12 protein-coding genes are annotated in these 13,929 nt (G+C 63.8%); 9 read left to right on the top strand and 3 right to left on the bottom strand.

From position 1 onward, the window contains the following. Positions 1–78 precede the first annotated feature (78 nt). The 7 genes from QMG72_RS11120 (at position 79) to QMG72_RS11090 (ending at position 10,661) form a co-directional block, all read left to right on the top strand. Positions 79–2,157, top strand: coding sequence for an MFS transporter (locus tag QMG72_RS11120; RefSeq protein WP_282360195.1), 2,079 nt, complete (start codon positions 79–81; stop codon positions 2,155–2,157). Between the two features lie 290 nt (positions 2,158–2,447). After that, positions 2,448–4,181: an ABC transporter ATP-binding protein gene (locus QMG72_RS11115; protein ID WP_226776427.1), complete on the top strand. Its 1,734-nt coding sequence runs from the start codon at positions 2,448–2,450 to the stop codon at positions 4,179–4,181. Continuing rightward, the gene (locus QMG72_RS11110) at positions 4,178–6,232 is read left to right on the top strand and encodes an ABC transporter ATP-binding protein (protein WP_282360099.1); all 2,055 of its coding nucleotides are present in this window, start codon (positions 4,178–4,180) and stop codon (positions 6,230–6,232) included. The genes QMG72_RS11115 and QMG72_RS11110 overlap by 4 nt, the downstream gene beginning before the upstream one ends. A gap of 50 nt (positions 6,233–6,282) precedes the next feature. Further along, positions 6,283–6,729 carry an acyl-CoA thioesterase gene (locus QMG72_RS11105; RefSeq protein WP_226776428.1) on the top strand — a complete coding sequence of 149 codons (447 nt, stop codon included), beginning with the start codon at positions 6,283–6,285 and terminating at the stop codon, positions 6,727–6,729. 77 nt (positions 6,730–6,806) lie between these two features. Next, positions 6,807–7,082, top strand: coding sequence for a hypothetical protein (locus tag QMG72_RS11100; protein WP_282360100.1), 276 nt, complete (start codon positions 6,807–6,809; stop codon positions 7,080–7,082). Between the two features lie 92 nt (positions 7,083–7,174). Then, the gene (locus QMG72_RS11095) at positions 7,175–9,406 is read left to right on the top strand and encodes an McrB family protein (protein WP_282360101.1); all 2,232 of its coding nucleotides are present in this window, start codon (positions 7,175–7,177) and stop codon (positions 9,404–9,406) included. A 25-nt stretch (positions 9,407–9,431) separates the two neighbouring features. Beyond that, entirely contained in the window at positions 9,432–10,661 is a 1,230-nt protein-coding gene (locus tag QMG72_RS11090; RefSeq protein ID WP_282360196.1) for a 5-methylcytosine restriction system specificity protein McrC, read from the top strand. An 11-nt stretch (positions 10,662–10,672) separates the two neighbouring features. On the opposite strand, the gene QMG72_RS11085 is transcribed toward QMG72_RS11090, so the two are convergent. From QMG72_RS11085 to QMG72_RS11075, 3 genes are all read right to left on the bottom strand, one after another. After that, positions 10,673–10,966 (bottom strand): hypothetical protein, encoded by a 294-nt coding sequence (locus tag QMG72_RS11085; protein ID WP_226776432.1) that lies wholly within the window; start codon positions 10,964–10,966, stop codon positions 10,673–10,675. Positions 10,967–11,131: 165 nt separating this feature from the next. Next, complete coding sequence (locus tag QMG72_RS11080) at positions 11,132–11,596, bottom strand: very short patch repair endonuclease (protein WP_226776433.1); 465 nt, start codon at positions 11,594–11,596, stop codon at positions 11,132–11,134. 40 nt (positions 11,597–11,636) lie between these two features. Beyond that, entirely contained in the window at positions 11,637–12,071 is a 435-nt protein-coding gene (locus QMG72_RS11075) for a pyridoxamine 5'-phosphate oxidase family protein (protein WP_226776434.1), read from the bottom strand. 258 nt (positions 12,072–12,329) lie between these two features. Here QMG72_RS11075 and QMG72_RS11070 point away from each other — a divergent pair, with 258 nt between their 5' ends. Continuing rightward, positions 12,330–12,995, top strand: a complete 666-nt coding sequence (locus QMG72_RS11070; RefSeq protein ID WP_282360102.1) for a DUF6318 family protein — start codon at positions 12,330–12,332, stop codon at positions 12,993–12,995. Positions 12,996–13,000: 5 nt separating this feature from the next. After that, on the top strand, positions 13,001–13,918 hold the full coding sequence (locus QMG72_RS11065) for a hypothetical protein (protein WP_282360103.1): 918 nt from the start codon (positions 13,001–13,003) through the stop codon (positions 13,916–13,918). The last annotated feature ends 11 nt before the right edge of the window (positions 13,919–13,929 follow it).

The raw sequence follows: 13,929 nt of genomic DNA, 5'->3' as shown, positions 1-13,929 counted from the left end.
ACAGGGCCGTCCCCGGCCCGGTCGGATGATCAGCCGGGGTACCCGCGCCCGTCCCATCCCGCCGGAGAACCTGCGGCAATGACCCACCGCCAGATCATGGAAGCACTGACGGGTCTGCTGGCTGCCTTCTTCACCGCCATCCTGAGCAGCACGATTGTTGCCAACGCGCTTCCCACCATTATGTCCGAGCTCAAGGGCACCCAGACGGACTTCGCCTGGGTGATTACGGCCGCCCTCCTGGCCAACGCGGCCACCACCCCGATCTGGGGCAAGCTGGCGGACCTCTTTAACAAAAAGGTCCTGGTCCAGCTCAGCATCGTGATCTTTGTGGCCGGCTCCGTGATGGCCGGGCTGTCGGAGACCATCCCGCTGCTGCTGACCGCCCGGGTCATCCAGGGCATCGCCATGGGTGGCCTCACCGCCCTGGCCCAGGCCATCATCGGCTCCATGATTCCGCCACGTGACCGCGGAAAGTACTCCGGCTACATGGGCGGCGTGATGGCCGTCGGCACAGCCGGCGGCCCGCTGCTCGGCGGTTTTATTGTGGACAGTCCGCTGGGCTGGCGCTGGACCTTCTTCGTCTGCGTCCCGCTCGCCGTCGTCGCCCTGATCCTGCTCCAGGTCACCTTGAAGATCCAGCACGTCAAGCGCCCGGCCAAGATCGACTGGCTCGGCTCGATCCTGTTGACCTCGGGCGTCAGCCTGCTGCTCATCTGGGTTTCCTTCGCCGGCAACCCCGACTACTACGACTGGTGGTCATGGCAGTCGGTCGCCATGGTGGGCGGCGGCGTTGTGCTCCTTGGCCTGTTGGTACTGGTGGAATCTCGGGTATCCCAGCCGATCATCCCGCTCAAGATCATCTCCGAGCGGACCACAGCCCTCGCGATCCTCGCCTCGGTAGCGGTCGGCGTGGGCATGTTCGGCTCCTCGACGTTCCTTGGCCAGTACTTCCAGGTGGCACGCGGTGCCAGCCCCACCGAAGCCGGCCTGCTGACCCTGCCCATGATCGCGGGCAACCTGATCGGTTCGGTTGCCTCGGGTATGCTCATCAGCCGCACCGGCAAGTGGAAACGGTACCTGACCGCCGGCTCCATCCTCCTGGTGGGCGGCCTCGGCCTTGCCGGCAGCATGGACCACACCACCGACCTGTGGATGACCGGTATTTTTACGGCCATCCTGGGCTTGGGCCTGGGCCTGCTGATGCAGAACCTCGTCCTCGCCGTGCAGAACACTGTCCAGGCCAAGGACATCGGTACGGCCAGCGCCTCCGTGGCCTTCTTCCGGTCCGTAGGCGGCGCCATCGGCGTCTCGGTCCTTGGCGCCGTCCTGGGCAACCGGGTCAAGCAGCTCGTCACCGAGGGGCTCGCTTCCGCCGGAATCCAGGTGCCGGCGGGGTCGGCGGGGGCCACCATGGACCTCAAGGACATGCCGGCACCGCTGCGTGAGATTATGCGGGCGGCATACGGTGACGCGATCGCGGAGGTTTTCCTGATTTCGGCCATCGTCGGCCTCGTGGCTCTTGTAGCCGTCCTGTTTATCAAGGAACGCCCCCTGCGTCGCACCGTTGATATCCGGCCTGAGCCCGCCGCGCAGGCAGGAGACGCAGCTGCGGACGCTGCCGTGGCCGCCGCCGGAGGTGCTTCAGCGACTGCCCTGGGGCATGCTCCGCGGAATGGTCCGAAGGACGCTGGCACGGTTGGCCCCGCCGTCGGATCCGGCATCGTCGACTTGGACCGGGAGTTTATCGAGGTCCTCAGCCGGGAGCGCGCCGAATCCCGGTTTCCCGACGCCGCCCGCCGGGAGGCCGGTGTGGCTGCCAATTCCTCGCCCCGCCCGGGGGAGTCCGCCGAGCCCGGCGATAGGGAAGGCGGCCGCCAGCGGTCCCGGACCCTGCTCGCCGAGGACCGGCCTGAGGCAGCCGACGTAGTACCCGTGTTGCTGCAGACCCAACGGCTGCTTGCCGAGCAGCAACTCCAACTGGCCGAGGCGCTGCACGCCGTGAACGAACAGGCTGCCGAGCAGCGTGTGATTGCGGCGGAGCAAGCCCGTGTCGCCGGGGAACTCACGGCGTTGGGCCGGCAGCTGGCCAAACAGCGCAAGCTGCAGCGCGCTGCGGCCGATTACATCGCCACCCACGGACGGCACCGGACCGACTAGCAGCAGGAACGCGCAGCGGCCGGGCAGGTCCTGCCGGTAACGTCGGCTGAAGGCTCCGCGCCTGCCCCCACCAGGGGCGGCGGCGGAGCCTTCAGTCGTGCAGCCGGCCGAAGAGTACGCCGATTGGATGATTTTTCCTCGCCGCTGTTCCGCGCTGGCGGGTCATTTCGTAGAGTGGGATGACGACGGCTGTCAGCCCCCTCTGCTAATACTGGGTACATCGAGACAATGTCCCCTTCCCGGACTCATTTCCAGCCGCAACTATTCATCATTCCTAAGGACTCGTGGGCATGCTTGTCACCCTCATCCGGCGCTACTCGAGGCCGTATCTGCCATCCATCGGTGCAGTCATTTTCTTCCAGCTCGCATCCACCATCGCGGCGCTGTATCTTCCCAGCCTGAATGCCCAGATCATTGACGAGGGCGTTTCGCGCGGCGATACGGACTACATCTGGCGGACCGGCGGGGTGATGCTCGTCGTCGCACTGGTCCAGGTGGTCACCGCGATCGCCGGAGTTTACTTCGGATCCAAGGTGGCGATGGCGTTCGGCCGAGACCTGCGCCGCGGCGTGTTCCGGAAGGTCACGGGCTTCTCCGCAAAGGACGTCAACGTCTTTGGCGCCCCAACCCTGATCACGCGCGGCACCAACGATGTCCAACAGGTGCAGATGCTTATGCTGCTGGGGCTGAACTTTATGGTGGCCACACCCATCATGTGCATCGGCGGGATCATAATGGCCCTCCGCGAAGACCTCAGCCTGTCCTGGCTGGTGTGGGTTGCCGTTCCGGTGCTTGTGGCTGTCGTGGGCTACCTTGTGGTCCGGCTGATGCCGCTGTTCCGCACCATGCAGAAGAAGATTGACCGGCTCAACGGCATCCTGCGCGAGCAGATCATCGGCATCCGCGTTGTCCGCGCGTTCGTCCGCGAACCGCATGAGGCGGAACGGTTCGGCGCCGGGAACAAGGAACTCACCGACGTGTCGCTGAAGATCGGTGCCTTGTTTGTGCTTATGTTCCCCGCCATCGGCATGATCCTGCACATCTCCACCGCGGCCGTGCTGTGGTTCGGCGGCCAGCGGGTCGACGCGGGCGAGATGCAGGTCGGCTCGCTGACGGCATTCCTGCAGTACCTCCTGCAGATCCTGATGGCCGTAATGATGGGCACCTTTATGGCGATGATGATTCCCCGTGCGTCGGTGTGCGCGGACCGCATTGGTGAGGTGCTCGACGTCGAACCCTCCATCCGCGAGGCCCTCACCCCGGTGACGCCGGCCAGGAAAGCCGGCCGGGTCGAGTTCCGGAACGTTTCCTTCGCCTACCCCGGCGCCGAAGCGCCGGTGCTGAGCGGGATCAGCTTCACCGCCGAGCCCGGGCAGACGGTCGCGATCATCGGCTCCACCGGCGCCGGCAAGACCAGCCTGTTGTCCCTGCTGCCCCGCCTCTACGACGCAGAATCGGGGGAGGTGCTGCTCGACGGCGTCCCCGTTACCAATCTGGACCGCGCGGAGATTACGCAGCGCGTGGCCATGGTGCCGCAGCGGCCGTACCTGTTCTCCGGGACCGTCGAGCACAACCTGCGCTTCGGCAAGCCCGAGGCCACGGATGAGCAGCTCTGGGACGCCCTGACCGTGGCCCAGGCAGCCGACTTTGTGCGTGAGAAGAAGAATGGACTCGGCTCACGGATTTCCCAGGGCGGCACCAACGTCTCAGGCGGCCAGCGCCAGCGCCTCTGCATTGCCCGGGCCCTCGTCACGGAGCCCAAAGTGTTCCTGTTTGACGACTCCTTCTCCGCCCTCGACGTCGCCACTGACGCGAGGCTCCGGCGCGCACTCAAGGCGAAGACGGCGGACGCGACCGTAATCATTGTCGGTCAGCGCGTCTCCACCATCGCCGACGCGGACCAGATTCTGGTCCTCGACAAAGGACGGATCGTGGACCGCGGCACACATAAGGAGCTGTTGCAGAGTTCCAGCACCTACCAGGAAATTGTCGAATCCCAGCTGACCGCGGAGGCCGTGGCATGAGCACCAACGAGAAGGTTTCGCTGCACTCCAGGAAGCCAGCCCCGGACACGGATCCGGAAGACGACTTTGTAGAAGAGGAATACACCCCGGGCGAGGCCGACGGCGGTATGTTCGGCGACCTGCCGGCGAAGAAAGCCCAGCACTTCTGGCCTTCCGCGAAGCGGTTGATGTCCCTGCTGAAACCCGAACGGGCCGGTATCACCGCCGTACTCGCCATGGTGACGGTCGCCGTCGTCCTCAACGTGGTGGCGCCCCGGATCCTCGGCCAGGCCATGGACGTGATCTTCGCTGGAGTCATTGGCAAACAGCTGCCCGCCGGCGGCACCAAGGAGCAGTTCGTCGCAGGCCTCCGCGCCCAGGGCCAGGACAACTTCGCGGACATGCTCGCCAGGATGAACGTTGTCCCGGGTGTGGGCGTGGATTTCCAGCGGCTGGCTTCCCTGATCAGCGTGGTCCTGGTGATGTACTTCGTGGCCAACATCTTCCTCTGGCTGCAGGGCTACGTCCTGAACATCCTGGTCATGCGGGTGGTCCGCGCATTGCGCGACGACACCGAGAAGAAGCTGAACAGGCTTCCGCTGAACTACTTCGACACCCGCCAGCGCGGCGACATCCTCTCGCGGGTGACCAACGACGTCGACAACATCCAGCAGGCGCTGCAGCAGGCCTTCGCCCAGCTCGTGAACTCGGCGCTGACGGTGATCGGCATTGTTATTATGATGTTCATCGTGTCCTGGCAGCTGGCCCTTATCGCGCTCGTTGCGCTGCCCCTCTCTGCCGTGGCTGCCGGCATCATCGGTTCCCGCAGCCAAAAGCTTTTTGCCGCCCAGTGGAAGAACACCGGGGATCTTAACGGCCAGATCGAGGAGTCTTTCTCCGGCCACGACCTGGTCCGGGTGTTCGGCCGCGACGCGGACATGCTGGACCGCTTCGACGAGCGTAACGAGGCGCTCTACCGGGCCAGCTTCGGTGCACAGTTCGTCTCCGGGATGATCATGCCCGTGATGCAGTTTGTGTCCTACCTCAGCTACGTCGGCATCGCCGTCGTCGGCGGACTGCGGGTTGCCTCCGGCGGGATGAGCCTGGGCGATGCCACCGCGTTCATCCAGTACTCCCGCGAGTTCACCCAGCCGCTGGGCCAGATGGCAGGTATGGCGAACATGCTGCAGTCCGGCGTCGCCTCAGCGGAGCGGGTCTTTGAATTCCTCGACGCCGAGGAACAAGAGGCCGAGACCGCCACCGAAAAGTTGCCCGCCAAGACAGATGGCCACGTAGATTTCCGGCACGTCACCTTCAGCTACACCGCGGACAAACCGCTGATCGAGGACCTGTCTTTCACCGCTGAGCCCGGGCACACCGTGGCGATTGTTGGCCCCACCGGTGCGGGCAAGACCACCCTGGTGAACCTTGTGATGCGCTTCTACGAGCTCCAGGGCGGCAGCATTACCCTGGACGGGGCGGATATCACGCAGCTCAGCCGAGCGGAATTGCGGTCCAAGGTTGGCATGGTGTTGCAGGACGCGTGGTTGTTCGGCGGCACCATTTACGACAACATCCGCTACGGCAAGCTGGACGCGACGGAAGAACAGGTGCTGGAGGCGGCGAAAGCCACCTTCGTGGACCGCTTCGTCCGGGCCCTTCCGGACGGTTACAACACCGTCATCGACGAGGAGGGCAACAATGTCAGCGCCGGCGAAAAGCAGCTGATCACCATTGCCCGTGCCTTCGTGGCGAACCCCTCGCTGCTAATCCTGGACGAGGCCACCAGCTCGGTGGACACCCGCACCGAAGTCCTAGTTCAGAAGGCCATGGCCGCCTTGCGCACCGATCGCACCAGCTTCGTGATTGCCCACCGCCTCTCCACTATCCGTGACGCCGACACCATCCTGGTGATGGAGGCCGGCCGGATCGTTGAACAGGGTGCACACGCCCGGTTGCTGGAACTCAAAGGTGCCTACTACCGCCTGTACATGTCCCAGTTCGCCGGTGAAGACGCCGAGACGGCTTTTTCGGAGAATACTGCCGACAACACGACGGCGGCGCGCAGCTGAGCGCCGCCGGCCACCTTGCCGCGTCCCGGCGCATCGAGGTTCAGATTCCCATGCGCTGGGGCGACATGGACGCCTACGGCCATATCAACAACGTCCAGATCGTCCGGATCCTGGAGGAAGCCCGAATCGCGGCCTTCGGGCCGCCCAGAGGGTCGGGGCGGCCAGGTGTAGAGCCGCCGGTCTCGCTATTCAACGAGGTCCCGGAGGGAACCCTGGCGCTGATCGTTGACCACAAAATCCGCTACGTCCGGACCCTCGAGTACCGCAACGTGCCGGCGGTAGTCCAGCTGTGGATCGGTGCGATCAAGGGCGCCAGCTTTGACATCCACTATCTGGTGCAGGACCCCGTGACCCGGGAGGACTGCGTCCGGGCCTCAAGCCATCTGGCGTTTGTCGACGAGGCCACCGGGCGGGTGCTGCGGCTGACTCCGGAGCAAAAGGCGATGCTCGCCCGGTTCACTCCGGATCCTGCGGATTCCGAAAAACCGGTCCCATAGCCTCTACTTGGGCCGAGCTATCGTCCCTAGGATGGACAAGCCTCGGCACCCGGCCCGGGAGCCAAGGAGTGCATCTTATGGTCAACAAACGAGGACGGCTAATGGCGAACAAAGGCAAGAAAAAAGCCCAGAAGAAGACCTGGAAAGAGCTCACGCCGATGGCGAAGGTCGGAACGGTGACCGCGGCTGTTGTTCAGCTCTCCTTACTGGTCGCCGCCCAGCGGGATATCTCACGCCGGCCGGCCGAACAAATCCGAGGCAGCAAAACGATGTGGCGGGTGGCGACCCTGGTCAACTTCGTCGGCCCGGGCAGCTATTTCACTTTTGGCGTCAAGCGCACGGCCGCCAAGTAGCAACCAGCGCCGGAAACACGCTCAGCCTCCGGTCGGTACTTTCGGGCTCCCCGATGATGCCGGCGTTCAGCTTAAGCCTGTAAATTGAAGGCATGACCCCAGCCAAAAAGCCTGCCATGCACCGCGCCCTCGGCATCTCCAAGGAGATCGAAGATGCGGCCTGGTTTGTGCTGGGGCCGGGGTTGCTGGGCAAAGCGTCTGCCCTGGACGGCCGCACCAAAACATGGTCGGTGCCGGCGGCCACGGAGTTGCTGGGTCGCCTTGAGCGCGGGGTCCCGGATCCCAAGGCGCCCATGATGACCAACCTGCGGCAGAACCTGCAGGACGCCTCCCGGGGTGCCAAGCAATTGGCCGTCGAACTGCTCTTCCTACAGTCCCTGCCGTTGGCACATGAGGTGAAATCCCTCAAGGTCAAAAGGGCGCGGGTGGCCGAAGCGGCTACCTGGCTGGAGCCGCCCCTGGAACTGCCAATCGAGTTGTACGCGGGCATGACGGACCATGGCGTCATCCGGGACCGCACCGCGGAATTCAACTGGACCATCTGGGACCACCTGAGCTGGCTGTGCCGGCTGGTTCAGCATGTTGCCCGGCGTCCTGCCGGTGAAGTTGCGGCCGCGGTGAAGGACCCGTTGGCCTTCCACCAGCTGGTTGCCGGCACACCCGATGACCAGCCGGCCATCCGCCGCAGCATCGAATTCCTGGTCTGGCCCAGCTACTTCGAACCAGTTGTGGCCGACGTCGAACGCCAGGAGATCCGTGATGCCTTCGCGTCCCTCGTAGGTGGGGCGAAGGGCGAGAGCGACGAGGAGATCTCCGCGGACATCCACCGGATCCGCCTGCACCTCGACGAACAGGCCGGCCAACGGATCGACTGGTACTCCCGGCAGCTGGTGAGCCAGTGGCGCAAGGTTGGTGACCCCGGGCGCCGGGCCTGGCTGCTGCGCACCCACCACGATAACGCCGAGCTGCTCAGCAGCTGGCAGGCCGAGGAATCGATCACGCTCGATGTTGAGCACCTGCGGCTGCTGGACCCCGGTGTTACCGCCGGGCTGGTCCAGCACGCCGTCGACGAGGACTACAAGCACCTCGGCTACGTTGAACGGGAAGACACCAAGACCGCCGTCTTCGCCTTTTTGGGGGTGATGAAGCCCGGCGACCTGGCCCTGTATCAGAGCTCGGGCACTGTGCGGTTGGGGGTCGTCCTCGGTGAACCTGAGCACCGTGACGACAACCGCCGGCTGGGCCGGAAGGTCCGCTGGTTCGACGAGGCACACACCATGACCGAACTGCCCCGTCATGTTCAGCGGCAACTCGCCACCTCCGGGATCGTCGTCGACATCACCCGAGTCATCCAGGCGCTGGAGGTACTGCTGCCCGCTGAAGCGGAAGCCGGGCCAAGCGAGGGTGTAGAACCGGCCGCCGTCGTCGAACCTGCCTGTGAAGGGTTCCGCCCGCTGACGCCGGAGTTCGCTCAGTCGCTGCACATGGACCTGGAGCCGCTGCAGGAGATCGCCGAACTGCTGGAGGAGAACCGCCAGTTGGTGCTGTACGGGCCGCCCGGAACCGGCAAGACGTATCTGGCCAAGCACCTTGCCGCCCAGCTCGCCGGCGACACCACCGATGAACGCGTCAAGCTGGTGCAGTTCCACCCTTCGTACGCCTATGAGGACTTTTTTGAGGGCTTCAGGCCGGATAAAACCGACGAGGGCCAGGTGTCCTTTAAGCTCGTGGCCGGGCCGCTGCGCCGCATCGCCGAGGAAGCCGCGAAGCCGGGAAACGAGAGCAAGCCGTACTTCCTGATCATCGATGAGATGAACCGGGCGAACCTGGCGAAGGTTTTCGGTGAGCTGTATTTCCTGCTCGAATACCGCGATGACCGGATTTACCTGCAGTACAGCCCCAACGAGCCCTTTACACTGCCGGACAACCTCTACATCATCGGCACCATGAACACCGCTGACCGGTCCATTGCGATGATGGACGCCGCCATTCGCCGCCGCTTCTCCTTCATCGAACTCCACCCCGAGACCGCGCCGGTGCAGGGAACGCTGCTGCGTTTCCTGCAAGCCCGGGACCTGGATACGACGCCGGCCCTGCTGATGGACGCCCTCAATGACGCCATCGATGAGTGGGACCGGGATCTGATGATCGGTCCGTCCTATTTTATGAAGCCGTCCGCGCAGACGTCCAAGGGCCTGCGGCGGATCTGGAAGTATGAGCTGATGCCGTTGCTGGAGGAGCATTACCATGGGCAGCTGAACCGTGCGCAGCTTCAGGAGCGGTTCGGACTTGACCAGCTCCTTGACCGCCTTGCGCGCGTCTAGCCAGCCCGGCCGGGCAGGCCACGGTGTGGCGGGTTCCGCGCCGATCCGCAGGGTTGTCCTGGACGAGCTTTCCAGCGGTGTGGTGGAACGGCTTGACCCGGCCAGCGCGGCCTATATTAATGGCAGCGGCCTGGCCAAGTCCTCGCCGATGGGCATGGGCATCTACCGGATCGAGCCCGTAGGGAAGATCGGTGCGGTGCGCACCCCGACGGTGCAGCTTGAGGTCCGGCCCAAGGAGCGGCTGGGCCTGGCCCGGTTGCTGTTCCTGCTCGGCTACGCCGGGGATCAGGGGTTCCGGGAGGATACCGTCACCGCGGTGGAAGAGGCGGATCTGTGGAGCGCGCTGGCACAGTCGCTCGCCCAGCTCTCGGACCGGGCGCTCAGCCGAGGTGTGCTGCAGGGCTACCTGAATGTTGATGAATCGCTCCGGACGGTCAAAGGGCGGATTCGGATGTCGGACCAGATCTCGCGCCGGCCCGGCATGCTGGTGCCCCTTGAAGTTTCCTACGACGAGTTCACCGAGGATATCGCCGAAAACCGTATCCTGCGGGCGGCGTTGGAGAGGATGTCCCAGGTTTCGGGTGTGCGGCCGGACGTGCTGAGCCGGCTCCGCCAGCTCAAGGGCAAGCTCGCGGCCGTGACCCGCCTGCAGTCCGGTGCGCCCCTGCCGGTGTGGCGGGCCAGCCGGATGAACACGCGATACCAGTCCGCGTTGCGGCTGGCCGAAGTCATCCTGCGCCATTCTTCGGCGGAGGCCGGGGACGGTACCCAACAGTCGGCGTCGTTTGTTGTTGATATGTCCGTGGTGTTCGAGGACTTTGTGGGTACGGCGCTCCGCGAGGCTATGGCCGCATTCCCGGGGGAGATGCGGCTGCGGTACAACGCGCTGCTCAATGAGGCCGTCCGCGACTCTGACCGGATCGTGGTGCAACCCGGTGCTGTCCACCTGCTTGGCGGACGCCCGGTGATGGTCTACGACGCCAGGTACCAGGCCGCTGCCGACGCCGGGGCGTCGCTGTCCGGGGACCACTACCGGATGCTGGCGTACTGCACGTCGCTGCGGGTTCCGACGGCGTGGCTCATCTGCCCGGGGGCGGGGGAGATCAAGCTGCGCCGGATCCTCAACACTGACATCGATGTGGTGGAGTTTCCGCTCGACCTGTCGCAGCCGCCAGCGGAAATCCTGGCCTCCATCGCGGACCTCGCTCAGCAGTCCTGGGGCGAAGTGGTGCGTCAGGCGAGTATCGGACGCTGACCGGCGCTTTGCTAACCGGCTTCCGCTTGCACGGAGACAGACAGCAGATGGCTCAAGAGGGCTTTCTCCGGCTGGCCGGGGTGGTTCGCTACATGCCAGCGGAGCTTTTCGCGGACCGCCGCCTCTTCGGGCTTCGTGTCAGCGAGAATCGAATCAATAATCCCGGAAACCTGGAGGCGCAGGGGGCCAAGGTCGGAGTCGACCTCGGGGGACCGGCGGTACTCCTGCCGCAGGGAGCCGGGGAATGACCTCGGCGGCCGGCTTGATGTCCGCAGCGATGTTGTGGACATCAGTAACTTAGGCATTTGGTGCTCCCGGGGGATATTGGTACGTGTAATCGCGGACCGGTAGTGTCCTCGTCCCCCAGAGAGTGATGTTACCTGAGGCACATCGGTCTGTCTCGTGAAGCTGGAAGAAGTTTTTTTGGAGTCGTCGCCCTGGCTTCCAGTCTTCGCGGAGCGGACTGACTATCAGCGGTTCTCGCCGTCGAGGCCACCGCGCGCGCGGCGGTGGCTTGCCTGCAGGAAATCGTGGAGTTGCTCTTCCAGCACTGAAAGGTCCTTGAGTTCACACTCCCAGACGGTGAGGACGTCCCAGCCGGAGCTTTCAAGCTGACGGCGTTGTTCGACGTCGCGGTTCCGCGTTCTCTCGCGTTTGGTGCCCCAGAACTCCGCATTGGTTTTGGGCGCGTGCTGCCCGACCCGGCAGTTGTGAAAGTGCCAGAAGCAGCCGTTGACGAAAATGACTTTGCGCCGGCTCGCGAAGACAAGATCCGGCTTGCCCGGCAGCCGGCCGCCACCGGCGGTGCCGTGCAGTCGGTAGCGGTAACCCCTGGCATGGAGTAATTTCCGGACCAGTAGTTCAGGCTTAGTGTTTGTGCTCCGGATGCGCGACATGTTCGCGCTGCGCTGCTCGGGAGTCAGCTTGTCCGCCATGGGTTGCGTCCAGGTGGTCTTGGCCGGCGTCGAGCGGTTGCTAGATCTCCCGCTCCGGGTGTTCGCCGAACTGGAAATGGCGCCCGCTGACCGAAGTCGGTTCGATCTCGACGTAAAAGTCCTTCAGGGTAGGAACCCACGGCTTGAGGCCCAGCGCCTCTGCGGCTGCGATATCGGCGGACTGGTCCAGCACCCGTGCCGTTCCGCGAAGAACAATCGACCATGCCTCGTCGGAGAGGATGCCATCCGTTTCGAACAAGACCTTGGAATTGATGGTCAGTTCCGCGAGTTTGTTGCCGGGCGCCGTCCGGAGGTAGAGCTTCCGGTGGCTCACGGCATAGTTGACCGGAAAGATATCGGGTTCGTTGGCCACGAAGACAACAAGCCTGCCGTGTTGAGTGCCCTCAATCATTTTCCAGCTCTGATCCTCATCGAGGACGAGGATAGGGTTTCCGTCTGCATGTTCGAACATCATGGGTTCATTGTTCTGACTCCGGTAGAAAAGCGCTAGGGGCTAAAGGGGGAAAGCGGGCGCGAGTTTGCAGCCGTCCGCGGGCGCCGGGCAAACTGTCGGACGCTCTCCGTAGTCTGTTGCCGTTCGCCTTGTCTGGGCCACCCCTGTCCTCAATCGAACGCTTGTGGATAACTTGGACGTCCAAAATGTGACGTCGGTTACCCTTAAGGCATTGTTTGGCTTCAGGCGTCTTGATTTCTATCGGGGGAACAGCTGACCATGACATCTCGCACCTCATTCTTCGTCCGCAAGCGCGTCTGCGCTGTTGTGCTCGCGTTGTCCCTTGTGCCGGTCACGGCCTGCACCGCCGGGGGAACAACGCCCGGCGCAACTGCATCGTCGGAGTCTTCGAGCCCGACGGCGCCGCCGCCGCCGACCCCGACGCCCACCCCGACTCCCACTGCGAGCTACCGACCGGCCGATGCCTCTGGACGAGCGCAGAACGTACCCGTTCCGGTGCTGCCCGATGCTGCGAAAGCGGAGACGAAGGAAGGCTTAGAGGCGTTCGCGCGGTACTGGTATTCCACCGTCACGTACGCCTATGAGGCCGGTGACGTCAGTGCCCTTGAAGCAGCTTCGGGACCGTCGTGCGACTCCTGTGCTCGGGTTAGGGAAGTTGTTCAGGGATGGCATTCAGAAGGACGATGGTTGGCCGGCGGGAAGCTGGTCGTGGAAGGAGTTCAGTCCAGGTTTGTTGAAACCGGACGAGCGGAGTATCAAGTCCTGATCCAAGTTCGTCAAGAGTCGCTGTCTTACTATCGGGCGGACAAAACTCTAGACGAAAAGACGGAGCCCGGTCCTGCGGTCGGCGACATCATGGTCGCGACCTACGAGAGTGGGAAGTGGAAGGCTGCAACTGTAGAACACTTGGAAAAGAGCAAGTGAGATCCATGATTGCGAAGGCTTTTGTGGTGGTTGCTTTGGTTCTTTCTTTCGGCGGGCACGTTGCTGAACAGGCGAGGGCCGATGCTTCAGATTCTGCGGTGAAAGGAGACTGGCAAGAAAATGGAGCCACAGTTTCCTCGTGGCATCAGGATCCTCACTCGGGAGTGTGGACGAGATTCGCAATTGGCATCATCGACGATCCCTATGTTTACTTACACAAGCGAGTCTGCAGGGATGATCCGACCTTGGATGGATCAAACTGCGCCGGGCCTGACATTGAATGTTCTGTAGGCGAAAACGGTCGGAGCGTGAATTGGTATCGATCCCTCAGAGATTTTAATCCTCCGGTATGGGGTTTCTTTGCCGGACCGACCTGCATCTATGACGACGAGCCGGCGGACGTGCTGGATCGAATCGCGGCCATGATGCAGGCGGAGTTCCAAAAATTGCCAATTGCTCCAGCATCAGTCACGGCCCAACCGAGTCCGCACACACTCCGGGGAGCCGAGACCAATTTCTTCGCTAATGCGACGGAGCAGCAGTTCGACATCACGATTCTGGGCCAGAAGGTGCACGTCTTCGCCAAGCCCGTCCAATACACCTGGGGCTACGGCGACGGGACCTCGCTGGGCCCACAGCTCTCGGCCGGTGGACCGCTCCCGCAGGACCGCTGGGGCGAAAAGACTGCCACAAGCCACGTCTACCCGGAAACCGGCGACTTTTCCGTGGTGCTGACGACACATTTCCAGGGCACGTATTCCGTCAATGGCGGCCCGCCGTTGCCTATCCCGGGCCAAGGACAATTCAGTTCGCCGCCGCAGACCATCAGCGTCTGGCGCTCCATCACCCGAAACTACGCTGACGACTGCCTGCGTAACCCGCTGGGTCAAGGTTGCCCTGGAGTCGCGCCGCCTGCTCCTTAGCAGTGAGCCAG

The organism is Pseudarthrobacter sp. PH31-O2 (genome assembly GCF_030063265.1).
GTDB lineage: Bacteria > Actinomycetota > Actinomycetes > Actinomycetales > Micrococcaceae > Arthrobacter.
The sequence above is the reverse complement of the archived record's forward strand: the minus strand, read 5'-3'. Positions and strand labels throughout refer to the sequence as shown.